This window comes from Paralimibaculum aggregatum (genome assembly GCF_030270585.1).
GTDB classification, from domain to species: Bacteria; Pseudomonadota; Alphaproteobacteria; order Rhodobacterales; family Rhodobacteraceae; genus Thermohalobaculum; species Thermohalobaculum aggregatum.
Window position 1 is genome coordinate 34,617 of the sequence record NZ_BSYI01000034.1, and the last position, 20,621, is coordinate 55,237.

21 protein-coding genes, 1 tRNA gene and 1 pseudogene are annotated in these 20,621 nt (G+C 73.3%); 12 read left to right on the forward strand and 11 right to left on the reverse strand.

Translation table 11 applies throughout. The features are described from left to right. The first annotated feature begins 60 nt into the window (after positions 1-60). On the forward strand, positions 61-1,269 hold the full coding sequence (locus QSJ97_RS17785) for a glycosyltransferase family A protein (protein WP_285673393.1): 1,209 nt from the start codon (positions 61-63) through the stop codon (positions 1,267-1,269). On the opposite strand, the gene QSJ97_RS17790 is transcribed toward QSJ97_RS17785, so the two are convergent. Then, on the reverse strand, positions 1,206-2,849 hold the full coding sequence (locus QSJ97_RS17790; protein WP_285673394.1) for an O-antigen ligase family protein: 1,644 nt from the start codon (positions 2,847-2,849) through the stop codon (positions 1,206-1,208). The two genes, QSJ97_RS17785 and QSJ97_RS17790, sit on opposite strands and share 64 nt — an antisense overlap. A gap of 363 nt (positions 2,850-3,212) precedes the next feature. Between QSJ97_RS17790 and QSJ97_RS17795 the strand changes: the two genes are divergently transcribed. The 5 genes from QSJ97_RS17795 to QSJ97_RS17815 are packed head-to-tail and all read left to right on the forward strand — an operon-like array spanning position 3,213 to position 8,784. Beyond that, a complete protein-coding gene (locus QSJ97_RS17795; RefSeq protein WP_285673395.1) occupies positions 3,213-4,628 on the forward strand; it encodes a UbiA family prenyltransferase in 1,416 nt (471 codons plus the stop codon). 11 nt (positions 4,629-4,639) lie between these two features. Further along, a complete protein-coding gene (locus tag QSJ97_RS17800) occupies positions 4,640-6,046 on the forward strand; it encodes an FAD-binding oxidoreductase (protein ID WP_285673396.1) in 1,407 nt (468 codons plus the stop codon). Positions 6,047-6,048: 2 nt separating this feature from the next. Then, positions 6,049-6,795: an SDR family oxidoreductase gene (locus QSJ97_RS17805; protein ID WP_285673397.1), complete on the forward strand. Its 747-nt coding sequence runs from the start codon at positions 6,049-6,051 to the stop codon at positions 6,793-6,795. Positions 6,796-6,819: 24 nt separating this feature from the next. Next, on the forward strand, positions 6,820-7,758 hold the full coding sequence (locus tag QSJ97_RS17810; protein WP_285673398.1) for a glycosyltransferase family 2 protein: 939 nt from the start codon (positions 6,820-6,822) through the stop codon (positions 7,756-7,758). A gap of 12 nt (positions 7,759-7,770) precedes the next feature. Beyond that, entirely contained in the window at positions 7,771-8,784 is a 1,014-nt protein-coding gene (locus QSJ97_RS17815; protein WP_285673399.1) for a glycosyltransferase family 2 protein, read from the forward strand. Positions 8,785-8,953: 169 nt separating this feature from the next. Here QSJ97_RS17815 and QSJ97_RS17820 read toward each other — a convergent pair whose 3' ends face one another. The 4 genes from QSJ97_RS17820 to QSJ97_RS17835 are packed head-to-tail and all read right to left on the reverse strand — an operon-like array spanning position 8,954 to position 11,846. Further along, positions 8,954-9,697: an SDR family NAD(P)-dependent oxidoreductase gene (locus QSJ97_RS17820; RefSeq protein WP_285673400.1), complete on the reverse strand. Its 744-nt coding sequence runs from the start codon at positions 9,695-9,697 to the stop codon at positions 8,954-8,956. Beyond that, entirely contained in the window at positions 9,694-11,058 is a 1,365-nt protein-coding gene (locus tag QSJ97_RS17825; RefSeq protein WP_285673401.1) for an AMP-binding protein, read from the reverse strand. Before QSJ97_RS17825 ends, QSJ97_RS17820 begins: the two co-directional genes overlap by 4 nt. Next, positions 11,055-11,315 (reverse strand): acyl carrier protein, encoded by a 261-nt coding sequence (locus QSJ97_RS17830; protein ID WP_285673402.1) that lies wholly within the window; start codon positions 11,313-11,315, stop codon positions 11,055-11,057. Before QSJ97_RS17830 ends, QSJ97_RS17825 begins: the two co-directional genes overlap by 4 nt. Positions 11,316-11,339: 24 nt before the next feature. Then, positions 11,340-11,846, reverse strand: coding sequence for an acyltransferase (locus QSJ97_RS17835; protein ID WP_285673404.1), 507 nt, complete (start codon positions 11,844-11,846; stop codon positions 11,340-11,342). 246 nt (positions 11,847-12,092) lie between these two features. Here QSJ97_RS17835 and QSJ97_RS17840 point away from each other — a divergent pair, with 246 nt between their 5' ends. Both QSJ97_RS17840 and QSJ97_RS17845 read left to right on the forward strand, forming a co-directional pair. After that, a complete protein-coding gene (locus tag QSJ97_RS17840) occupies positions 12,093-13,058 on the forward strand; it encodes a sodium:calcium antiporter (RefSeq protein ID WP_285673405.1) in 966 nt (321 codons plus the stop codon). A gap of 39 nt (positions 13,059-13,097) precedes the next feature. Then, on the forward strand, positions 13,098-13,457 hold the full coding sequence (locus QSJ97_RS17845) for a hypothetical protein (RefSeq protein WP_285673406.1): 360 nt from the start codon (positions 13,098-13,100) through the stop codon (positions 13,455-13,457). On the opposite strand, the gene QSJ97_RS17850 is transcribed toward QSJ97_RS17845, so the two are convergent. Next, positions 13,429-14,022, reverse strand: coding sequence for a VanZ family protein (locus QSJ97_RS17850; protein ID WP_285673407.1), 594 nt, complete (start codon positions 14,020-14,022; stop codon positions 13,429-13,431). The genes QSJ97_RS17845 and QSJ97_RS17850 overlap by 29 nt on opposite strands. A gap of 235 nt (positions 14,023-14,257) precedes the next feature. On the opposite strand from QSJ97_RS17850, the gene QSJ97_RS17855 reads away from it, so the two are divergent. The 3 genes from QSJ97_RS17855 (at position 14,258) to QSJ97_RS17865 (ending at position 17,470) form a co-directional block, all read left to right on the forward strand. Further along, positions 14,258-15,538 carry a restriction endonuclease gene (locus tag QSJ97_RS17855; RefSeq protein WP_285673408.1) on the forward strand — a complete coding sequence of 427 codons (1,281 nt, stop codon included), beginning with the start codon at positions 14,258-14,260 and terminating at the stop codon, positions 15,536-15,538. A 184-nt stretch (positions 15,539-15,722) separates the two neighbouring features. Beyond that, positions 15,723-16,844, forward strand: coding sequence for a hypothetical protein (locus QSJ97_RS17860; protein WP_285673409.1), 1,122 nt, complete (start codon positions 15,723-15,725; stop codon positions 16,842-16,844). Continuing rightward, positions 16,844-17,470 carry a VOC family protein gene (locus tag QSJ97_RS17865; protein ID WP_285673410.1) on the forward strand — a complete coding sequence of 209 codons (627 nt, stop codon included), beginning with the start codon at positions 16,844-16,846 and terminating at the stop codon, positions 17,468-17,470. The genes QSJ97_RS17860 and QSJ97_RS17865 overlap by 1 nt, the downstream gene beginning before the upstream one ends. A 4-nt stretch (positions 17,471-17,474) precedes the next feature. Here QSJ97_RS17865 and chrA read toward each other — a convergent pair whose 3' ends face one another. The 4 genes from chrA to QSJ97_RS17885 all read right to left on the reverse strand — a co-directional run bounded on the left by chrA (position 17,475) and on the right by QSJ97_RS17885 (position 19,767). Continuing rightward, positions 17,475-18,719 (reverse strand): chromate efflux transporter, encoded by a 1,245-nt coding sequence (chrA, locus tag QSJ97_RS17870; RefSeq protein WP_285673411.1) that lies wholly within the window; start codon positions 18,717-18,719, stop codon positions 17,475-17,477. Continuing rightward, positions 18,716-19,063: a rhodanese-like domain-containing protein gene (locus QSJ97_RS17875; RefSeq protein ID WP_285673412.1), complete on the reverse strand. Its 348-nt coding sequence runs from the start codon at positions 19,061-19,063 to the stop codon at positions 18,716-18,718. The genes chrA and QSJ97_RS17875 overlap by 4 nt, the downstream gene beginning before the upstream one ends. A gap of 100 nt (positions 19,064-19,163) precedes the next feature. Beyond that, positions 19,164-19,445: a DUF167 domain-containing protein gene (locus tag QSJ97_RS17880; protein WP_285673413.1), complete on the reverse strand. Its 282-nt coding sequence runs from the start codon at positions 19,443-19,445 to the stop codon at positions 19,164-19,166. 28 nt (positions 19,446-19,473) lie between these two features. Then, positions 19,474-19,767 carry a YggT family protein gene (locus tag QSJ97_RS17885; RefSeq protein WP_285673414.1) on the reverse strand — a complete coding sequence of 98 codons (294 nt, stop codon included), beginning with the start codon at positions 19,765-19,767 and terminating at the stop codon, positions 19,474-19,476. Between the two features lie 111 nt (positions 19,768-19,878). On the opposite strand from QSJ97_RS17885, the gene QSJ97_RS17890 reads away from it, so the two are divergent. Next, positions 19,879-19,954, forward strand: a tRNA-Ala gene (locus QSJ97_RS17890). 490 nt (positions 19,955-20,444) lie between these two features. On the opposite strand, the pseudogene QSJ97_RS25030 reads toward QSJ97_RS17890, so the two are convergent. Beyond that, positions 20,445-20,597, reverse strand: a pseudogene (locus QSJ97_RS25030) (recombinase zinc ribbon domain-containing protein); the annotation flags it as partial. Positions 20,598-20,621: the final 24 nt, after the last annotated feature.

Here is a 20,621-nt window from a genome sequence, read left to right on the forward strand (position 1 = left end):
CACGCGGCCACGGGCTGCGCTAGCCAGCCCCGGAGCCGGAACGGCAGGGCGAGGCGCGACATGGCCGAGGAGCGAGACGCAGGGGCGCCCGGTGCAGGCGCACGCGAGGCAGTCGACCCGGACCCCGTTGCGGGGCCGGTCGCTGCGCCGGGCGGCGCGCTGCCGGCCTATGACGCGGTGATGGCCACGCGCAACCGGCCGGAGGCGGTGGCGCTCTCGCTGCCGCTCCTGCGCGGGCAGACGGTGCCGCCGAAGCGGGTGGTGATCGTGGACGCATCGGACGACCCCGCGCCGGTGGCGGCGCTGGTCGCCGGTGCCAATGCCGGACCCGGACCGGAGGTCATGCTGCTGCGTGCCGCGGCCTCCTCCTCGGCGCAGCGCAATCGCGGGCTCGAGGCGCTCGAGGCAGCGGGCGGCGCGGCGGAGGTCGTGCTGTTCCCGGACGACGATTCGCTGCTCTATCCGGATGCCATGGCGGAGATCCTGGCGGTCTATGCCCGTGACCCGGGCATCGCCGCGGTCTGCGCCGCCGAGGCCCGCGTGCCGCCGCCGGGGGTGGATCTCGGCGCGGCCTATGTCGCGCCACCACCGGGCAGGCTGCGCCGCACTGCGCAGCGCCTGCGCCAGCGCGTCACCGAGGCGGCCGCGGGGGCGAACCCCTTCCTTGCCATCGGGCGGCGGCTCGGCGGGCAGCACCCACCGCCCGGCTGGCTCGGCGAGCGCGGCACGGTGGCGGTGCCCTACATGACCGGGTTCCGCATGTCGTTCCGCCGTGCCGCGCTGGCCCGCGGCGGGGCCGTCCCCGACGGTTTCGACGAGACGCTCACCCGCTATGCCTGGTTCGAGGACATCGAGGCCAGCTTCGCCGCGATGGCGCACGGGCCGGTGCTCGGCGCCGAACGGGCGCTGATCTACCACCACCGCTTCCCCGGGCGCCGCGGCGACGGCTTTCCCGTGGGTCTCTGGTCGGTGCTCAACCGCGCCTATGTGGCGATGCGGCACGTGCGGGCGAACCCGGCACTGTTCCCGCGCCCCGGGCGGGAGGCCTGGCGCCTCAGGCTCTATCTCGCGGGGCGGGCTGCGGCCTACCGGCTGATGGCGCGCGACGACTGGAGCCGGGCACGGGCGCGCGGCGCGGCGGCGGGGCTCCGGCATGTCGGGCCGCTGCTGGCGCCGGAGACGCCGGAGGAGGGCCTCTCCGCGCGCTATCGCGGCCTGATGGGGCGCCTTGCGCCGGAGGCCGGGCCGCCGCGCCTGCCCGAAGGCTGATCGCCGGCGGAGAGGTCGGGGCCGCCGGGCGCGGATGGCGGCAGCCCCTCGCGCGCGAGATTGCGGAACTTCGGCTTCGGCGGCGCCTCGGCACCGGCCTCCGCCGCGTCCGTCTCGTCGGCATCCGCGCCATCGCCCGTGCCGGCGTCCTGCGGGCCGGTCCCCGCCGCGCCGACCCTGAGCCCGGCGCGCCGCAGCGGCCGGGGCGCCTTCGCGGGCCGCGCACCGGCACGGCGCTCGCGCCGCGTGGGCGCCTCGGGCATCCGGCCGGTCGCCGGGTCCATCCGCGCCAGCACCGCCGCGATGCCGATGAAGAAGGCGAAGAGCGGCTCCAGCTTGTCGAAGAAGGCCACGGTCGCGCCGGCGAAGCAGAGCGCCACGATGGCATAGAGCGCGGCCCGCCGCAGCCGCGCGAAGGCCGGCGACACCCGCGCGTCCGGCTCGAGCATCAGCGTCCGCAGCATCAGGATCAGCGAGAGGATCAGCAGGCCCGCAGTGGGCAGGCCGCCGCGCATCATCATCACCAGCCACTGGTTGTCGACCGAGGGCGCCATCCAGTGCGGCCGGGTCCAGTTGGACGCCTCGAAGCCGAAGATCGGGTGGCGCATCACGTCGTCGATCCCGTGGTTCCAGGTCGCGATCCGGTAATGCGCGGTGCCGGGATTGAGCGTGAGGTAGTTGGCGAGCACGCCGAAGGGCCCGCTGTTGGCGGCGAACTCGAGGAAGACATAGGCCGTCAGCAGCGCCCAGAAGAGCAGCTTGGCACGGTTCGGAACCCAGCGGCTCTGGCTCTCGCCGACGATCAGCAGGATCTGCAGCACGAGCGTGAGATAGGAGCCCGACGAGACCGAGAAGAAGGTGGCCAGCCCGACGATCAGCGCCTTGGCCAGCCGCACCGGCATGCTCGACGCGGAATACCAGACGAAGGAGAAGATCGTCGCGCAGAACACGCCGAACAGGATCGGATGCGCGAAGGAGGCGGCGGCGCGCAGCAGGCCCAAGCGGCGGTCGTCCTGCATCCGCGGCTCGAAGCCGAAGATCGCGGTGAAGAACTCGGTGAGGACGCGGTGCCCGGTATAGCTTTCATAGGCCGCGAAGGGCAGCAGGAAGAGCACGATCAGGAAGCCGACCCGGAACACGATGTCGATCTGCTCGACCCGCCTGATCGAGATCTGCACGAGGCAGTAGGTGCCGATGCTCTGCACGAAGTAGATGCCGGAAAACTCGACCCCCTGACCGAGCCCGCGCGAGAGGATGTTGCAGAAGCAGTACCAGCACACCGCGCCGAAGAAGAGATAGTCCCAGTTGCGCAGCCGGTGGGCGGAAAGGAAGCCGAGGATCGCCGGCACCGTCACGAGGATCAGGAAGATCCGCAGCGGGCTGAGGGCGAGCCCGCCGAGCGAGAAGAAGGCCGAGGCCGGCACCGCCATCAGCGCCATGAACAGGCAGGCGAGGACCGGCACCTCGACCCGGTCGGCGCGGGCGCCGATGCGCCCCGTCCCGGTTTCGCCCGTGTCCTTCCGGCGCCCGCGGCGCAGCGCGCCGGGCCGCCCCGGCGTGTCGGTCTCGGTGATCGCCATCGAACCTCGCGCTTCGCCGTCATCCGGCCGGGCTGCGGCCCCGCCTCGCGTCGTCTGACCCCTGGCCGAGACTATAGCGGCGGCCTTCCGGTTTGACGAGACAGGCGGTTGCCGCGCCGCGGGACGACCGTTCCGCCGCGGGACGGCGCTCCGGCGTTTGCATGGGCGGGCGGGCATGCTAGACGGCTGCGGACCGGTCCGGCCGCGCCTCGCGATCCGGCGAGGCACCGGCGGGCGCGGCGCGGCGAGGCTGGGCGATCCGGTGGCATGACAGAGACGGGCTCCAGGGCATTACCGGCGGCGGCGGGGGACGACCCAGCCGGCGAGACGGCGCCGCCTGCGGGCAGGGCCGCCCCGGGCCGCGTGCTCGCGATCGATCTCGACGGGACGCTGATCCGCAGCGACATGCTGGTGGAGTGCTTCGCCGCGGCCATGAGCGCGGCGCCGCTGGCGGCGCTCGGCGCGCTGCTCGGTGGCGGCGGGCGGGCCGGGCTCAAGGCGCGGCTGGCGGCGCTGGCGGCGCCGGATGTCGCCACGCTGCCCTATGAGCCGGCGGTGCTGGCGGAGGCCGAGCGCGCCCGCGCCGCAGGGCGGCGGGTGGTGCTGGTCTCGGCCGCCGATGCCGGTCTGGTCGCGGCGGTGGCGGCGCATCTCGGGCTGTTCGACGAGGCCCATGGCACGACGCCCGGGCACAATCTCAAGGGTCCGCGCAAGCGCGACTTCCTGGTTGAGCGCTTCGGCGCCGGCGGGTTCGACTATATCGGCGATGCGCGGGCCGATCTGGCGGTCTGGCAGGCGGCGCACACCCCGATCACCGCCGGGGCCGGCGCGGGGCTCCGGCGCGCCGCCGAGGCGCTTTCGCCCGAGGCGCGCCACCTCGCCCCGGCGCCGGGCGCCGCAGCCCGGGCGCTGCCCTATATCCGCGCCATGCGGCCGCATCAGTGGCTGAAGAACCTGTTGCTGCTGCTGCCAGCGATCATGGCGCACCGGCTCGACGGCGCGGTGCTCGGCCCGGTGCTGATGGCCTTCGTCGCCTTCTGCCTCGCAGCCTCCAGCGTCTACCTGGTCAACGACCTGCTCGACCTGGCGGCAGACCGGGCGCATCCGCGCAAGCGCCGGCGGCCCTTCGCCAGCGGCGCGGCGGGGCTCGCGCCGGGGGCGGCGCTGGCGCTCGGCCTGGGGCTGGTGGCCTGGGGCATCGCGCTCTTCCTGCCGCTCGCCTTCGGGCTGTGCCTGCTGGCCTATGGCGGGCTGACGCTGGCCTATTCGCTGGTGCTCAAGCGCCGGCTGATGATCGACATCGTGACGCTGGCCGGGCTCTTCACGCTGCGCATCCTGGCCGGCGGCGCCGCCGCGGCGATCGCGATCTCGCCCTGGATGATCGGCTTCTCGGGGTTCCTGTTCCTCGCGCTCGCGGCGGTGAAGCGCCAGGCCGAGCTGGCCGATGCCGCGCGCCGGGGGCTCGAGGCGGTGGCCGGGCGGGCCTGGCGGTCGGAGGATCTGCCGGTCGCCACCATGGTCGCCGTGGCCGCGGCGCATGCCGCGGTGCTGGTGCTGGCGCTCTACATCGCCAGCCCCGATGTGCAGGCGCTCTATCGCCGTCCGATGATGCTCTGGGCGGCCTGCCCGGTGCTGCTCTACTGGCTGGTGCGGATCGTGCTGATCGGTCAGCGCGGCGAGATGCATGACGACCCGCTGGTCTTCGCCATCCGCGACGGGACGAGCCTGTTCTGCGCCTGTCTGCTGGCCTCCATCGGGCTCGCCGCGGGGCCGGTCTGAGGCGCCCGGCAATGGACATGGACAGCGCGCGCGATCTCGCCCCCCCGCCTGCCGCCGGCCGGTGCCCGCCGCTCGCGTCGGCGGAGCTCGCGGGCTGGGGCCGGGTGCCGCGCCGCCGCGGAGCCCTCGCCGCGCCGCGCGACGCGGCGGAGCTGGCCGCCCTGCTGCGCGCCGGGCGCCCGGCGATCGCCCGCGGGGCGGGGCGGGCCTATGGCGATGCGGCACTCGCCGCCGAGGGGGGGCTCGCGCTCTCGATGCACCGGTTCGACCGGCTGCTCGGCTTCGACCCCGCTTCCGGAACGCTCACCGCCGAGGCCGGCGTGGTGCTCGGCGACCTGATCCGCGCGATGCTGCCGCGGGGCTGGTTTCCCGCCGTGACGCCCGGCACGCAATACGCCACGCTCGGCGGGCTGATCGCCGCCGATGTGCACGGCAAGAACCACCATGTCGCCGGCAGCTTCGGCGCGCATCTCGGCTGGATCGATCTGATGGGGGCAGACGGGGAGATCCGCCGGGTGAGCCCCGAGACCGACCCGGCGCTCTTCGCCGCCACCTGCGGCGGCATGGGGCTCACCGGGGTCATCCTGCGCGCCGCGCTCCGCCTGCAGCCGGTGGAGAGCGGATGGATCCGCGAGGAAACGGTGGCCGCCGGCAGCCTCGATGCCGGCATGGCTGCCTTCGATGCCGCCGAAGCCCGTGCGGATGCGCCGCCCTATTCGGTGGCCTGGATCGACACGCTGGCGCGCGGGCCAGAACGGGGGCGGATGCTGCTGCATCTCGGCGCCCATGCGACGGCCGCGGAGCTCGAGGGCCGCGACCCCTACGCAACGCCGCCGCGCAGGAGCCTCACGGTGCCGATGGACGCGCCCTCATGGCTGCTCAACGGGCTCACCATGGGCGCCTTCAACGCGCTCTACTGGGCGGCCGGGCAGCGCCGCGCCGCCGCCGGGCCGCGGCTGACCGACTGGGAGCGCTACTTCTACCCGCTCGACGCGCTGCATGGCTGGAACCGGCTCTATGGCCGCCGCGGCTTCCTGCAGGTGCAATCCGTGCTGCCCGCCGCGCCGGCCCGCGACGCGCTGGCCGAGATGCTCGATGCGAGCGCCGCCGCCGGGCTCGGGTTTCTCGGCGTGCTCAAGCGCTTCGGGCCGCAGGCGAGCCCGTTCTCCTTCCCCCGTGCCGGCTGGACGCTGGCGCTCGACATCCCCGCCGGCTGGCGCGGCCACGAGCTGGCCGACCGGCTCGAGGCCATCGCCGCCGCGGCCGGGGGGCGCTTCTATCTCGCCAAGGATGCCCGCCTCACCCGCTCCCGCTTCGAGGCGACCGAGCCGCGCGCCGCCGCCTTCCGCGCGCTGCGGCAGGAGCGCGGGCTTGCGGGACGCTTCGCCTCTGCCCAATCGGAAAGGCTCGGATTGTGACAATGCCGCTTCCCCCCGCCGACAGCCCGGTGCTGATCCTCGGCGCGCGCTCAGACATTGCCCGGGCGCTGGCCCATGAGTATGCCGCCGCCGGCCATCCGCTGATGCTGGCGGCGCGCGATCCGGCAACGCTGGCGGCGGACTGCGCCGATCTCGCGCTGCGCCACGGGGTGACCGCCACGGCGCATGCCTATGACGCGCTGGATCTCGGTGCGATAGCCGCCTTCTTCGAGGCATTGCCGGCAACGCCCCGGGTGGTGATCCAGGCGGTCGGCTATCTCGGCGAGCAGGCCCGCGCCGAGGCCGATCCGCAGGAGGCCGCGCATGTCGTCGCCGCCAATCTCATCGGCCCCGCCGCGGCGCTCGAGGAGGCCGCCCGGCGGCTTGCCGCCGCAGGGGGCGGCACGATCATCGGCCTGTCCTCGGTGGCGGGCGAGCGCGGCCGCGCCAAGAACCACTGGTACGGCGCCGCGAAGGCCGGCCTCACCGCGGTGCTTTCCGGGCTCCGCCAGCGCTGGTGGCGCGAGGGCGTGCAGGTGCTCACCGTCAAGCCGGGCTTCGTCGCGACCCGGATGACCGAGGGCATGGACCTTCCCGCGCCGCTTACCGACAGCGCGGCCGGGCTCGCGCGCCACGTGAAACGCGCCGCCGACAGGGGCCGCGCGGTCTACATGCCGTGGAAATGGCGCCTGGTGATGGGGGTGATCTGCGCGCTGCCGGAAACCGTTTTCAAACGCCTCAGCTTCTAGCCTCTGCGGAGGCCGGCCGAACCCATGGAGCCCGCGATCGCCCCCGACACCGCCCCTGCCCCGCAGATCTCCGTCGTGATCCCGCATCTCAACCAGCCGGCGGAGCTCGCCCGCGGGCTCGCGGCGCTGGCGGCGCAGGCGGACGCACCGCCCTTCGAGGCGATCGTGGTGGACAACGGCTCCGCCGTGCTGCCCGAGACCGAGGTCGCGGCGCATCCCTTCGCGCGCCTCCTGGCGGAGCCCGAGCCCGGCCCCGGCCCGGCGCGCAACCGCGGCGCCGCGGCGGCCCGCGCCCCGGTGCTCGGCTTCATCGACGCCGACTGCCGCGCCGCCCCGGGCTGGCTCGCGGCGATCTGGTCGCGGCTCGGCCCCGAGGCGCCCGGCCGGCCGGAGGTGCTCGGCGGCGATGTCCGCATTCCCCGCGAGGCGCCGCGCACCTCCGCGCTGGAGGCCTATGAGAGCATCTATGCCTACCGCATGGAGCACTACATCGCGCGGCAGGGCTTCACCGGCACCGGCAATCTCGCGATGCGGGCAGAGAGCTTTGCCCGCGTCGGCCCCTTCGCCGGCATCGGCGTCGCAGAGGACCGCGACTGGGGCCGCCGTGCCGGCGCGCTGGGGCTCGGCCTCGGCTATGTGCCGGAGATGGTGGTGTATCACCCGGCGCGGCGGAGTTTCACGGAGTATTTCGCCAAGATCGACCGGCAGATGGCGCATGATTTCGCCGAGCTGCCGCGCGGCGCCGGTGCCCGGTTGCGCTGGGCTGCCAAGGCGGCCGCGCTGGCGCTCTCGCCGCCGGCGGAACTGCCCCGGATCCTGCGCGAGGACCGGGTCGCCGGCCCGCGCGAGCGGGCGCTGGCCATCTATGCCCTCGCGCGCATCCGGGCCTATCGCGCGCGGCGGATGCTGGCGCTGCTGGTGGCCGGCGATGCCCGCCGCGGCGCCGCCACCTGGAACCGCTGAGGGAGATGCGCCATGGCCACCCGTGACCCGGCCGCCGAGGGCGCCGGCGAGGCCCCGCCCCCGCCACCGCCCGCCCCGGAGGTCTCCATCCTCGTGGTGAGCTACAACACCCGCGAAATGACGCTGGCTTGCCTCGCCTCGGTGATCGCCGAGACACCGGAGCTGCCGCACGAGCTGATCGTGCTCGACAACGCGTCCGCCGACGGCTCGGCCGATGCCATCGCAGCCGCGCATCCGGACATTCCCCTGATCCGGCTCGCCGAGAACATCGGCTTCGGGCGCGGCAACAACCGGGCGGCGGAGGCGGCGCGGGGGCGCTACCTGCTGCTGCTGAACCCGGATACCGTGGTCCGCGACCGCGCCATCGAGCGGCTGGTGGCCTTCGCCCGGCGCCGTCCGGAGGCCATGATCTGGGGCGGGCGGACGATCTTCGCCGACGGTTCCCCCAATCCGAGCTCCGCCTGGGGCCGCCTCTCGCTCTGGTCGCTCACCGCCTTCGCCACCGGGCTCTCCGTCCTGTTCCCGCGCTCCGAGCTGACCAATCCGGAGGGGATCGGCGGCTGGGGGCGCGACACCGAGCGCGGGGTCGATATCGTCTCCGGCTGCTTCCTGCTGATCGAGCGGGCGTTCTGGGAGCGTCTCGGCGGCTTCGACCCGGATTACTTCATGTATGCCGAGGAGGCCGATCTCTGCCACCGCGCCCGCGCCCTCGGCGCCCGGCCGCGCTGCACGCCGGAGGCGATGATCGTCCACCACGGCGGCGCCTCCGAGCGGGTGCGTACCGAGAAGGCGCTGCGCCTGCTCTCCGGCAAGGCAACGCTGATCGCCAAGCACTGGAGCCCCCCTGCGGCCTGGGCGGGGCGCAACCTCTACAGGCTCGGGGTCGGGCTCAGGGCGCTCGGCTACGGGCTGGCGGCGCGGCTCACCGGGCGCCAACGCCACCGCGAGGCGGCCGAGCCCTGGGCCGCGCTCTGGCGCCGGCAGGCAGAGTGGATCCGCGGCTACCCCCCGGCCGGGGAGCGCTGAACGCCCCGCATCCCGGCCTCTGGAACCGGCGCCGCCCCGGCATGGCTCCGATTTTGGCAGGGCACCCGGATCTCGCGCCCTTTCGCGGCCACGGGGGTTCCGGGCCGGCGGACATGCTGCGTTCCGGAGCGAAGGGCGCCGCCATGGCACGCGGTCCCGGCCGGCGCCCTCAGGCTGTGCTGCCGCCATCCACCGTCAGCACCGTGCCGGTCACCTTCGCGCCGCCAGGGCCGATGAGATAGGCCACCGCCGCGGCCGCATCCTCCGGCGCCGCGAGGCCGAGCGGCGCGCGCCGGCGGATCTGCTCGAGCCGCCCGCCCGCGAGCCCTGCGGTCATCTCGGTCTCCATGTAGCCCGGCGCGACGCAGTTCGCCGTCACCCCCCGCTTGCCGAGCTCGCGGGCGAGGCTGCGGGTGAAGCCCTCGAGCCCGGCCTTGGAGGCGGCATAGACGCTGAGCCCGTGGAACCCGGTGCTGGCGATGATCGAGGAGATGTTGACGATGCGCCCCTCGGAGCGCGCCAGCATCGCCCGGCAGACGAACTTGGTCAGCGTGATCGGGCCGGTCAGGTTGGTGGCGATCAGCCGCTCGATGTCGGACTGGTGCTGCGTCGCCAGCACCCCGTCGAGCCCCACGGCAGCGTTGTTGACCAGCCCCCAGGGGGTGCCGTGGATGCGCAGGAGATCCCGCGCGATGGTGCCGATCGCGCCCGGCGCGGAGAGATCCATCTCGGCGAAGGCGGCGCGCTCCGGCATGGCCTCGGCCAACGCGGCGAACCCGCCGGGGCGGCGGCCGAGGCCGAGCACCGCATGGCCCTCGTCGAGGAGCCGCGCGGCGATGGCCAGCCCCAGCCCCCGCGAGACCCCGGTGACCCAGACCTGGCGGCGGGCGGTGTCGGTCTCTGTCGCGGTCATGCTTCCCCTCCGGCCGGTGCGCGGACGATCTTTCCCGCCGCGGTGATGCCCTCGTCCAGCGCCTCCGGCCCGGCGATGGTGATCTTCGCGGGCCGGGCCTCCCGCGGCAGGTGCTCGCGGCAATAGGCGGCGAGGCTGCGGCGCAGCGCCGCCGGGTCCTCGGGCGCCGCCACCGGCACCACCGAAAGGGTGAGCAGCGCGCCGGTGATCGGGCTCGGCCGCACCGCGACGCGGGCCAGCGCCACCTCGGGATGCGCGTTGACGAGCCGCTCGATCTCCTCGGGCTGGATCTTGGCGCCGCCGATGTTCACCGCGCTCGACTGCCGGCCGAGGAAGCGCACCCGGCCATCCTCCACGGCGACCCGGTCGCCGCTGTCGATGAAGCCGTCCGGGTCCCGCGCCGGCCCCGGGCCGATCGGCTCCGGCGGCATGCCCGGCGGCCGCAGCCAGAGCCGCTCCCCGCGGATCTTCAGCGCGGCGCCGCCCGGCGCCCCGGCGAGGTAGCTCTCGGGAAAGCCCGCCCGCCCGTCACGCACGGAAAAGCCCACCCCCGCCTCGGTGGAGGCGTAGATGTGCCGGATCCGCGCCTCCGGGAAGCGCCGGGCGAGGGCGCCCAGAACCGCATCGTCGGCGATCTCGCCGCCGAGGGTGATCTGGCCGGGTGCGAGGCCGGCGGCGGCAGGATCCATCAGGATGCGCCGCCAGAGGGTGGGCGTGGCCGACAGATGGGTGACGCCGCTGGCCGCGAAATGCGCGAGCCGGTCGGAGATCGGGGTGCCCTCCGGCGCCGCCGCGAGCCGCCCGCCGCCGAGCAGCGCCTGCAGCACCACCTGCATGCCGGCAAAGCGCGTGGGCTCGTAGACCAGCCCCCAGACCGGGGCGGCGCCCTCCGGCGCGGGCTTCACCGTGCGCGCGAGCCCGGCGAGCCGGTGCCGCACCATCTTGGGCGTGCCGGTGGTGCCGGAGGTGGTGAGCACCCAGTCGGTCTCCTGCGGCGCCGGGGCGCTGCCCTCGGCGAAGGCTGCCTCCGGGGCGATGGCGCCGGGCAGATCCTCCCGCCGGCTGACCAGCGCGGAGAGACCCGCCGCCGCCATCAGCTCGGAAACCGGCGCCGCCGGCAGCCCCGGCGCCAGCAGCAGCAGCCGTGCCGCCCGCCCGTCGAGCGCCGCCAGCGCGCCGATCAGCTCCGCCGGGTCGTCGAGGCAGAGCGCCGCGCCGGCGCCGAGCGCCGGGGCCAGCGCGGCGCCGGGAACCCGCGCCGCCAGCGCCGCGCCGGCGACGTCCCGCCCCGGCAGCAGCAGCACCGCATCGCCGCGCGCCGCCAGCGCCGGGCCGAGCCGCACAGCGCCCGCCGCGGTCATTCCGCCGCTGCGCTCCGGCCTGCGTGCTTCTCGTAGAAGGCGACGAACTCGCCGAAGGTCTGCGGATAATAGGCCTCCTCCGCGGCGGAGAAGGGGTCGAAGCCCAGTTCCTCGTCGAGCCGCGCCACGAAGATCGCGAAACCGAGGCTGTCGAGCCCGGTCTCGAGCAGCACCGTGTCGTCGGCCAGCGCCGGCGCCGGTCCCTCCTCCTGCTCGGCCCAGAGCTCCTCGAACACCGTCCGGATCTTCTCCCGCATCGTCCCGCTCCTCTTCCTTTCGCCTCAGCCCGGTCCCGGGGGCTCTGCCGGCGGCTCGCCTTCGCCGAAGATCCGCCCGTCGGGCAGCCGCTCGCCCGGGCGCGGCCGCATCCCGAAGGCCAGCGTCTCGATGCCGCGCTCGATCACCCGCGCCGGGTTGCCCATCACCAGGGAATTGGATGGCACATCGCGCATGACCACCGAGTTGACGCCGATGATGCAATGATCGCCCACCGTCACCCCCGGAAAGATCACCGCACCGGTGCCGATGAAGCAATAGCTGCCGATCCGCGTCGTCTTGTGCTCGCGGTTGACGAAGTCATGCGTCAGCACCACCGCGCCGAAGGTCAGCGCCGTGTGCTCGCCGATCACCACGCCGCGCGGGTTGGTGCGGTCGAGCTTGGCGCTGAGCGAGATCCGGCTGCCGCGGCCGATCTGCATGCCCCAGAGCTTCGTGTACCAGAGCCGCACGGCATGCACGACGACGCGATGTGCCATGTTGCGCAGGCGGACGAGCAGGGGGCGCCGCATCGGCGGTCTCTCCTCGGATCGGCGGGCGCGCCGCGGGCGATGCGCCGCGCAGGGGCCGCAGGGGCGGCGTTTCTCGGTTGCCTGCGGCCTAGCGCTCCCGCTGTGCGGGTGCAACGGAAAACTGCCCCGCGGCCCGGCGGCACGGAGCCACGCCTTGACAGTCAGCGCCCGAGCACCTTTCTAAGCACCCATCGCGCCCGGGCCATTCGAGCACCGCCGGGCCGTTCAGCCGTGCAGGAGGGCCGCGTGACCGCCGATCTCTGGTTCAGCATCGTCGCGTTGCCCGCATCCCTCGCGTTGCTCATCATGGCCTCGGATTTCTTCCTGACCGGCGCGATCGCCATCGCCGGAAGGCTCAACCTGCCGGAGTTCGTGGTCGGCAGCGTGATCGTCGCGGTCGGCACCTCGGCGCCGGAGCTCGCGATCAACATCGCCGCCGGGCTCGAGGGGCAGGGAGACATCGTGATCTCCAACCTCGTCGGCTCCAACATCGTGAACGTCTGCCTCGGGATCGGGCTGGCCGGGCTGTTCGTCGCCTATGGGCCGATCGGCGGGGAGTATACCCGGGCGCTGGTGATCGGCCTCGCCGCGTCGCTGGCGCTGCTCGCGGTCACGGTGATGACTGGCAGCGGCGATCATGCGGTGATCCCGCGCGTCGCCGGCATTGGGCTGACGATCCTCTTCGTCGTCTATGTCTGGCAGAGCCTCAATGGCGGCGGCAGCGCCGGGGCGGAGGCCGATCCGGGCTTCTCCGGGCCCGAGAAGAGCCTCGCCGCGAGCCTCGCCTTGCTGGTCGGCGGCTGCGTTGCGATGGCCTTTCTCGCCGACATGGCGGTGGGCAGCGCGGTCGCGATCTCGACCTATCTCGGCATCCCCGAGGCGGTGATCGGCGCGACCGTGATCGCCGCCGGCGGCTCGCTGCCGGAGGTGTTCTCCTGCATCTCGGCGGCGCGCAAGGGCCGGCCCAACATCGTCTTCGGCAACATCGCCGGCAGCCAGATCTTCAACCTGCTCGGCATTCTCGGCGTCACCGCGCTGGTCACCGAGATCGTCTATTCGCGGCATCTCGCGATCGACACCGCGCTGCTCGTCGTCGCCACCCTCGTGCTCCTCGCGCTGGCCCGCTCGGCACCGGCCCGCCGGGTGCTCCCCGTTGCCCTGCTCGCGATTTATGGGATCTATGGGGGGTATCTTGTCTATGTTTCCGGCTGATAGGGATCGCCGGGGCCTGGCTGGCGCGGAGATGGTGCGATGAAACTCTCGGATCTCGAATGGAACGACGGCGAGACCGGCGGGGTGCTCAACACCACCTATTCGATGGCCGAGGCGCGGTTCGACCATCGCGGCCACCATTTCGTCGCGGTGGAGTGGTATCGCCGCACCGGGCACCCGTTCCACCCCTATGCCAGCCTGATCCTGATCACCGAGGAATGCGACCAGACCTCGGATGCGGGCCTGCTGCGCTCGATCGCCTTCGGCGCGCAGGGGGTGGAGCAAGACGGCCGGCCACGCGCCGTGCATTCCGCGATTCTCGGGCGCCGGGTGATCCTGATCGCCGATGCCACTGATCGCGGGCTCGATCTCACCGAGGCGCTCGACGGGATCCTCTGACGGCGATTGCCAGCGCTGCGCCGAGTGCCGCGCCGGCGGTGTTGAGGATCAGGTCGTCCAGGTCGAAGGCCCGGTAGGGACAGGGATAGAGCCCGAACAGCCCGGTCGCCTGCGCGGTCTCCAGGCCCAGGCTGTAGAGGGCACCGGCCGCCGTCACGGCGACGAGCGCCCGGCCGCGGCCGCAGGCCCGGACAGCGGGGAGACCGGCGGCCAGCCAGCCGAGCACCGCGAAGATCGCGAGATTCGCCGCCGCAGAGCTCACCGTGAGATCGCCCGCCCAGGCCCGGAGCGGCGCCCCCTCGGCGGCGAGCTCGGTCGCCCGGTCGAGGAAGGCGAAGGGCGCCAGCCGCCACGGCACGCCGCCAGTGCTGCAATCGAGCCCTGCCGGATCGGGCAGCGGATGCAGCGCCAGTGCCAGCATCGCCGCCGCCGCCGCGGCGAGCAGCGCCCCCCGGAGCCCGATCCGCCTGCCGGCGACCCGGACTGCCGCCAGCAGCGCCCCGGCCGCCAGCCCGCCGAACCCGAGGGCGGACGACAAATAGACAGAAAGCTCGCCGCCGGTCATCCGTGGTTACGCTCCGAAGGCAGCCGCTCCATGACCGAATCGCCCCCCAATTGCATCCTGCACATCGCCCCGCAAACCGAGATGGTTTGTGCCAGATTGCTATCTTTGTTGCGTTTCGGAGGCATATGAAGTGTGTTTTCGAAGGATTCCGGCAGTTTCCATTGACCCTTCAGACCGTGGCATATCATAAATCAAAGAGTGGTGTGGTTTTCGTGTCGTGAAGGTGAGTTGTCCTATGAAAGCTCTGACATTCCTGTTCAATCTGGCCGTTTCCCTGTTCGTCGCCCCGACCCCGGGCCTGCTGATTCTGATGTATGCCAACGGCGGGACCACGATTCCGCCGGTGCAGGGCCTTGTCGTGCTCGTGATCTCCGCCGCCGGATACTGGATCTGGCTGAGCGACCGGCGCGGCAAGCGCACACTGGAGCGGCGGGTCGAGCGCGCCCGCAGCGCGACACCGGAACGTCCGGCCGACAGCATGTCCGGCCTGCCTGCCGACACCGATCCCGGCCTCGCTGCCAAGCTGCGCGCCAAGGAGCAGCGCCGCAAGGCCCGCGAGGCGCTCCGCGGCTTCGAGGACCTGCGCGACCCGCTGGCCGAGAGCCGCGCGCAGAGCCCCGGCGCCATGCTGATCGACCGCGTCGCCGATCTGCGCCAGCTGAAATCCCTGGTGGTGCAGAACGAGGCCTCGCTGCTCAACGCCTTCGCCCGCTCGGTGGCGCGCGACGAGTTCGGGGCACCGGAATATGGCAGCTGGGCCTACGAGGCCGACCGGTTCCTGATGTCCTCCTCCTTCATGGCGCGCACGCTGAGCCGCCACGAGGCGATCGCCACGGTGACCGCCGAGGTGGAGTTCCTGATCAGCGATTCGCAGCGCCAGACCCGCGAGCGCGCCGCGCTGCCGCCGCGCCCGGCGCCGGTGCTGCTCGCGCCGCCCTCGCCCGAGGAGATCGGCGCGCGGCAGGTCTCGCTCGGCTACCAGCCCAGCCGGCCGAGCTCGCCGGCCTACATGCCGCCGATGCCGCATGAGCTGCTCGACCCGGCGATGAGCCGCGAGGCCCCCGCCCCCGCCGCATCCTCCGGCGGCCCCCGGATGTCCGACGGGCTCAAGCGCCGCCTGCTCTCGCGCCGGACCCACGGTTTCGCGCGCGATTGCGCCGCCGTGCTCGACGAGCATGGCTGGGTGACCCAGACCACCGATTCGCCCGGCAGCGACGCCATCGACATCTTCGCCGAGCGCGGCGACCTGATCGTCGGCCTGCGCTGCCGCCAGACCGGCGAGCCGCTCGACGAGGACGTGCTGACCACGGTGATCGAGGCGCGCGACCGTTTCGGCCTCGACGCCGCCGGCATCGTGACCACCGCGGGCGTCACCACCGCGGCCCGCGCGGCAGCCACGATCAACGGCATCTGCCTGCTCGAGGAGGGCGATCTGGCGGATCTCCACTTCTTCGTCGCCCATCGCAAGAAGGTGGTGCCGCTGTTCAAGGGCCAGCAGGCGCAGGCCCAGGCCTGAGCGACGCGCCCCCGCCTGCGCGGGGGCGGCAAGCCACGCCACCCCGGCCGGACGCGACCCGGCGCCGCCCCCTCGCGCGGCGCCGTCTTCTTCGCGCACCGTGCCCGCCCGGGCCGTCCTCGAGGCTGTTCCCGCCGCGCCGGCCGCGCTAGTCTCCCGGTGACGCGATTTCGGGGAGGCGGGCGTGGAATCGGGCTACAGCGCCGAGGTGCTACTCGACAAGCCGTGGCGGCTCGACCTCGACCGGGTCGCGGGCCTGCTCGCCGATCAGTATCCGGGCATCGGCACGCTCGGGGTTTCCCGCATCGCGGGCCCCGAAGGCCAGCCTGCGGCAGCGCTCGAGATCGAGGGCGCCCGGGTGCCCTTCGAGGTCCACCGCACGAAGCTCGCCCCGGCGCCGCTCGATCCGGGGCTGCGGGCGGCCTCGAGCTGGGATCCCGAGCCGGCGCTGGCGCTGCACCGCACGCATCTGCGGATTTCCTGCACCGGCCTCGGCAGCGGGCCGCTCTGGGCCAAGGCCTATGCCACCGTGGTGACGCTGGTCGCCGGCACGCTGGCCGGGATCGGGCCGGTGGCGGCGGTGCGCTATGGCGGCTCCGGGGTGCTGCTGTCGCCCGATGGCGCGAGGCAGGCGGCCCGCACCGCCTTCACCGGGGTCAGCCCGCTCGAGGCCTGGGTGGCCATCCATGTCTTCGCCCCGGAGAATCCGGGCCTGCCGGAATGTCACGGCGCGATGACCCGCGGGCTCGCGCCCTTCATCGGGCGGGAGATCGTGCTGGCGCCGCTTCCGGTGACCCCGCGCCAGGCATTCGACAAGCTGCACGGCGCCGCCTGGGCCGCGCTCGACGGCGATGCGCCGCTGGCCGACGGTCAGGAGCTCTCCGATCCGCTGGCAACCGAGGTGACGCGGGTGCGCGCGGTGCGCGAATGGCTCCGCCCCGGCGTGCCGGTCTATGTGCTGGTCGGGCCGGGATCGGTGGTGGATGCGCAGAGCCTTTCGGTGCGCCGGGCGGCGCCGGACCGGCTGATGCAGGTGCTGCCAAAGCTCGCCAGCACCGACGGGCTGAAGGCGGCCGCCGCGGAGCTGCCGCGGCATCTGCGCCGGCAGGCGGGGGCGGCGATGTCCTCGGCGCTGCCGATGCTCGGCCGCGGGGCACAGGCGCTCGGCACCGAATTGAAGCACGCGCCGCGGCACTCCGCCGGCGCGCTGCGCGCGGCCCGCAAGGCCCTGCAGCACGGGCGGGCCGGGCTTGCCGGCGCCCGGAGCTGGTTCGAGGCGCGGCGCGCGCGGCGGGAGGAAGACTGATGCAGCTCGATCACCTGGTGGTCTGCGCCGCCGATCTGGCAGGCGGCGTCGCCTGGGCGGAGGCACGGCTCGGCACGCCGCCGGGCGCCTTCGGCCGCCATGCCGAGATGGGCACGAGGAACGCGCTCTGGGGGCTCGGGAATGCCTATCTCGAGGTGATCGCGGTGGATCCCGAGGGCCGGACCCCTCCCCGGCCGCGCTGGTTCGGGCTCGATGATCCGGCGATGCAGGCGCGGCTCGCCGGGGGCCCGGTGCTCGCGACCTGGGCGGTGGCGCTGGAAGCCCTCGACGGGCTCGCGCCGCCCGCAGGCCTCGCGCTGGAGCGGCTGCCCTTCGCGCGCGACGATCTGACCTGGGAGGTGGCGCTGACCACCGCGGCCGCGCTGCCGCTCGGCGGTGCCTGGCCGCTGGCGATCCGCTGGAAGAGCGGGCTGCATCCGGCGAAACGGCTGGGCGATCAGGGGCTTCGGCTGCGGCGGCTGGAGATCGCGGGCGCCGGTGCCGAGGCGGCCGGGGCCGCCTTCGGGCCGGTGACCGGGGCGGCGCCGGTCGAATTCCGCCCCGGTCCAGGCGCCACCCGCCTCGCCGCCAGCATCGCAACCGCCGCGGGAGAGGCCGAGCTCTGAGCCCTCAGAGCAGCCCGGCGGCATGCAGCCCGAGCCCGGCGAGGCAGCCCCCCGCCACCAGCCAGAGCACGCCGATGCGCCACCAGAACACCAGCGGCAGCGCCACCGCGAAGAGCACGATCTTCGCCCAGTCCGGCGCCGCCGGTCCGGCCGGCAGGAAGGCCGCCTCGCCGAGATAGACCGCGAGATTGGCGATCACCCCGACCACCGCCGCCGAGACCCCGGCCAGCGCCCGCCGCGCCCAGCCGATCCGGTGCAGCCGCTCCACCGCCGGGGCGAAGGCGAGGATCAGCATGAAGCTCGGCGCGAAGGTGTAGAAGGTCGCGAGCAGGGCGGCGGCGACGCCGAGCCCGGCGCTCTCTGTCCCGGTCCAGCCGGCGAAGAAGCCGGCATAGGTGTTGACGAGAATCAGCGGCCCGGGTGTCGCCTCGGCGATGGCGAGCCCGTTCAGCATCTCCGCCGGGGTCAGCCAGCCATAGCTCTCCACCGCCTGGTCGGCGACGAAGGGCAGCACCGCATAGGCGCCGCCGAAGGTGACGAAGGCCGCAGTGAGGAAGAGCTCGGCAACGTCGAGCACCGGCTCCGTCCCGAACAGCGCGAGGCTCGCCCCGAAGACACCGAGGATCAGCAGGGCAAACCCCAGCAGCGTCGCGAGGAAATGCCGCCAGAGCCCGCGCGGGGCGTCCGGCGCCGGGGCCTCCGCCGCGCCGTGGGGCAGGGCGAGCCCGGCCAGCGCCGCCAGCGCCACGATCAGCGGGAAGGGTGCGCCCAGCCCCCAGATCGCCGCAAAGGCCGCAACCGCCAGCGCCCAGTGCCAGGGCGAGCCCAGCGCACGGCCGGAGAGCTTGCGCATCGCCTGCAGCACCACCGCGATCACCACCGGCTGGATGCCGGCGAAGATCGCCGCCACCCAGGGCACCGCGCCATGCGCCGCCGCCACCCAGGCCAGCCCGATCATCAGCGCCATGCCCGGCAGGATGAAGGCGAGCCCGGCCGCGATGCCCCCCTTCAGCCCGTGCAGCCGCCAGCCGAGCCAGGTCGCGAGCTGCTGCGCCTCCGGTCCCGGCAGCATCATCGAGAATGCCAGCCCGCGGTCGAAGCTCGCCGCCGGAACCCAGCCGCGGCGCTCGACCAGCTCGCCCTGCATCAACGCGATCTGCCCGGCCGGGCCGCCGAAGGACAGCAGCCCGATCTTCACGTAGATCGGCAGCGCCTCGGCGAGGCGCGGGGCGGGATCGGCATGTTTCATCGCGCGTGCTCCTCGGCCGCGAGCGGTACCAGCGGCGCGCCGGCCTCGACCAGCGCGGCGAACCCGCCCGTCACATAGCGCGCCTGCCGCCCGTGCAGCAGCAGCAGCGCACAGCCATACTGGCTGACCTCGTGGCCATGGACGCAGAACAGGATCACCGGCGCGGCGCTCGCGGTCAGCGGATCGTCATGGCCGAAGGCGAAGGGATCGCGCGTGACCGCGCCGCGAATCGTCTGGCCACTGGCGATGCGCGCCACCGGCTTGCGGAGATCGACGAGCACCGCGCCACCGGCCTGCGCGGCAAGCGCCTCGGCCGGGGTTGCGGAGGGAAGGGCGTGGTCCATGGCAGGCTCCCATGCAGCATCCTGCGATACTTGGGCCTGAGCCTGTCCGCGGGAGACCGCCATATCCCGCGTGCTGCACCATACACCCAATCGCGGGCGCCTAGAAGCCCTCCGTGAGGGCGGCGCAGCGGGCGGCCAGCGCCGCGCCGTCGCCGGCGATCTCCAGCGTCTTGATCCGCGCCGTCTCGCCCGAGGCGATCCGCACCGCCGAGCGCGGCACGCCCAGCGTCTTGGCCACGAGCTTCACCAGCGCGGCGTTGGCGGCGCCGTCCACCGGCGGGCTCGCCACCCGCAGGCGCAGCACCGGCCGACCGTCGATCTCGGCCAGCCCGTCGATCCCGTCGCGCCCGGCCCGCGGGGTGAGGCGGACGGTCAGCCGCATCCCCTCCGGCCCGGCGCGCCAGGGCAGCTCAGCCATAGGCCAGCGGCGCGAGGTTGTTGTTGACGACGATCCGCAGGGCATAGAGCCCGAAGATCACCACCAGCGGCGAAAGGTCGATGCCGCCCATGTCCGGCAGGATGTTGCGGATCGGGCGGTAGAGCGGCTCGGTCAGGCGGTTGAGGCTGCCCCAGACCTGGTAGACGAAGCGCTGGCGGAGATTGACCACGTCGAAGGCGACGAGCCAGCTCAGGATCGCCTGGATGATGATGATCCAGAAGACCAGATCGAGGGCGAGGTTGAAGATCGCGAGGAAGGATTGCATGGGCTGGGTCCTGAGGCTTGCGGGCTGCGCCACACACCTAGCGACCCGATCGGGAACGGGCAAGCGCGGCGGCTTGACAGGGGCCGAGGAGGCGCGTATCGGACCCCCACCGGGCCCGTAGCTCAGTTGGGAGAGCGCTGCAATCGCACTGCAGAGGTCAGGGGTTCGAATCCCCTCGGGTCCACCAATCTGCAATTTGGCATGTTGATCTCTCTTAAGAGATTGAACGGTAGTGACAATTTCGGGGTTCGAAACCCCTCATTCCGGCAGTAGCTGAGCCGGTCCCGAAAGGCCAGCCGAAGCACCGTCCGGCGCATCTCCAACCGGCCTGTTTCCCAGATTTTCCAAGGGTTTGACAGGAAGTCGAGCGCGAGTTCGAACATCTTCTCGAAGCTCTCCCGCGGCTTGCCGGTTTTGCCCAGCCGCTCGGTCAACAGGATCCGCTCCCGCTCCAGCTTCTCGATCTGCGCCTCGTAGGCGGCGATCACGTGTGGCGACTCCGTCGCAACGATCCGGTCGAGGAGGTTGGCGACCTTGCGGTCGATCGCGGCAGCCTCCTGCTTGAGCGCGCGGGCGAGGGTTGCCATCTGCGCGCCGCGTGCCTCCCAGGCATCGCGGAACATGGTACGGACCAGGTCGAAGAGCGTCTCGGTCGGGCGCATTGCGCGCAGCATGTCCTCGAAGGCGTCCTCGATCTCGGCGCGCCGGATGGATTTGCGCTTCGAGGCGCAGCCGCGCTTGACGCAGAAGTAGTAGGGATGGCGCGCGCCGGTCTTGCTGCGCGACCAGGCGGCGGTCAGCGGGCTGCCGCAGTCGGCGCAGAGCACCATGCCGCGCAGCGGGAATTCGGTGCT

Bases quoted from the DNA above. Each gene is read 5' to 3' on its own strand.
- QSJ97_RS17885 (WP_285673414.1), bottom strand. From the start codon at position 19,767: ATGCAATCCTTCCTCGCGATCTTCAACCTCGCCCTCGATCTGGTCTTC.
- QSJ97_RS17790 (WP_285673394.1), bottom strand. From the start codon at position 2,849: ATGGCGATCACCGAGACCGACACGCCGGGGCGGCCCGGCGCGCTGCGC.
- QSJ97_RS17815 (WP_285673399.1), top strand. From the start codon at position 7,771: ATGGCCACCCGTGACCCGGCCGCCGAGGGCGCCGGCGAGGCCCCGCCC.
- QSJ97_RS17855 (WP_285673408.1), top strand. From the start codon at position 14,258: ATGAAAGCTCTGACATTCCTGTTCAATCTGGCCGTTTCCCTGTTCGTC.
- QSJ97_RS17805 (WP_285673397.1), top strand. From the start codon at position 6,049: ATGCCGCTTCCCCCCGCCGACAGCCCGGTGCTGATCCTCGGCGCGCGC.
- QSJ97_RS17875 (WP_285673412.1), bottom strand. From the start codon at position 19,063: ATGGACCACGCCCTTCCCTCCGCAACCCCGGCCGAGGCGCTTGCCGCG.
- QSJ97_RS17850 (WP_285673407.1), bottom strand. From the start codon at position 14,022: ATGACCGGCGGCGAGCTTTCTGTCTATTTGTCGTCCGCCCTCGGGTTC.
- QSJ97_RS17820 (WP_285673400.1), bottom strand. From the start codon at position 9,697: ATGACCGCGACAGAGACCGACACCGCCCGCCGCCAGGTCTGGGTCACC.
- chrA (WP_285673411.1), bottom strand. From the start codon at position 18,719: ATGAAACATGCCGATCCCGCCCCGCGCCTCGCCGAGGCGCTGCCGATC.
- QSJ97_RS17865 (WP_285673410.1), top strand. From the start codon at position 16,844: ATGCAGCTCGATCACCTGGTGGTCTGCGCCGCCGATCTGGCAGGCGGC.
- QSJ97_RS17785 (WP_285673393.1), top strand. From the start codon at position 61: ATGGCCGAGGAGCGAGACGCAGGGGCGCCCGGTGCAGGCGCACGCGAG.
- QSJ97_RS17835 (WP_285673404.1), bottom strand. From the start codon at position 11,846: ATGCGGCGCCCCCTGCTCGTCCGCCTGCGCAACATGGCACATCGCGTC.
- QSJ97_RS17845 (WP_285673406.1), top strand. From the start codon at position 13,098: ATGAAACTCTCGGATCTCGAATGGAACGACGGCGAGACCGGCGGGGTG.
- QSJ97_RS17825 (WP_285673401.1), bottom strand. From the start codon at position 11,058: ATGACCGCGGCGGGCGCTGTGCGGCTCGGCCCGGCGCTGGCGGCGCGC.
- QSJ97_RS17800 (WP_285673396.1), top strand. From the start codon at position 4,640: ATGGACATGGACAGCGCGCGCGATCTCGCCCCCCCGCCTGCCGCCGGC.
- QSJ97_RS17830 (WP_285673402.1), bottom strand. From the start codon at position 11,315: ATGCGGGAGAAGATCCGGACGGTGTTCGAGGAGCTCTGGGCCGAGCAG.
- QSJ97_RS17810 (WP_285673398.1), top strand. From the start codon at position 6,820: ATGGAGCCCGCGATCGCCCCCGACACCGCCCCTGCCCCGCAGATCTCC.
- QSJ97_RS17880 (WP_285673413.1), bottom strand. From the start codon at position 19,445: ATGCGGCTGACCGTCCGCCTCACCCCGCGGGCCGGGCGCGACGGGATC.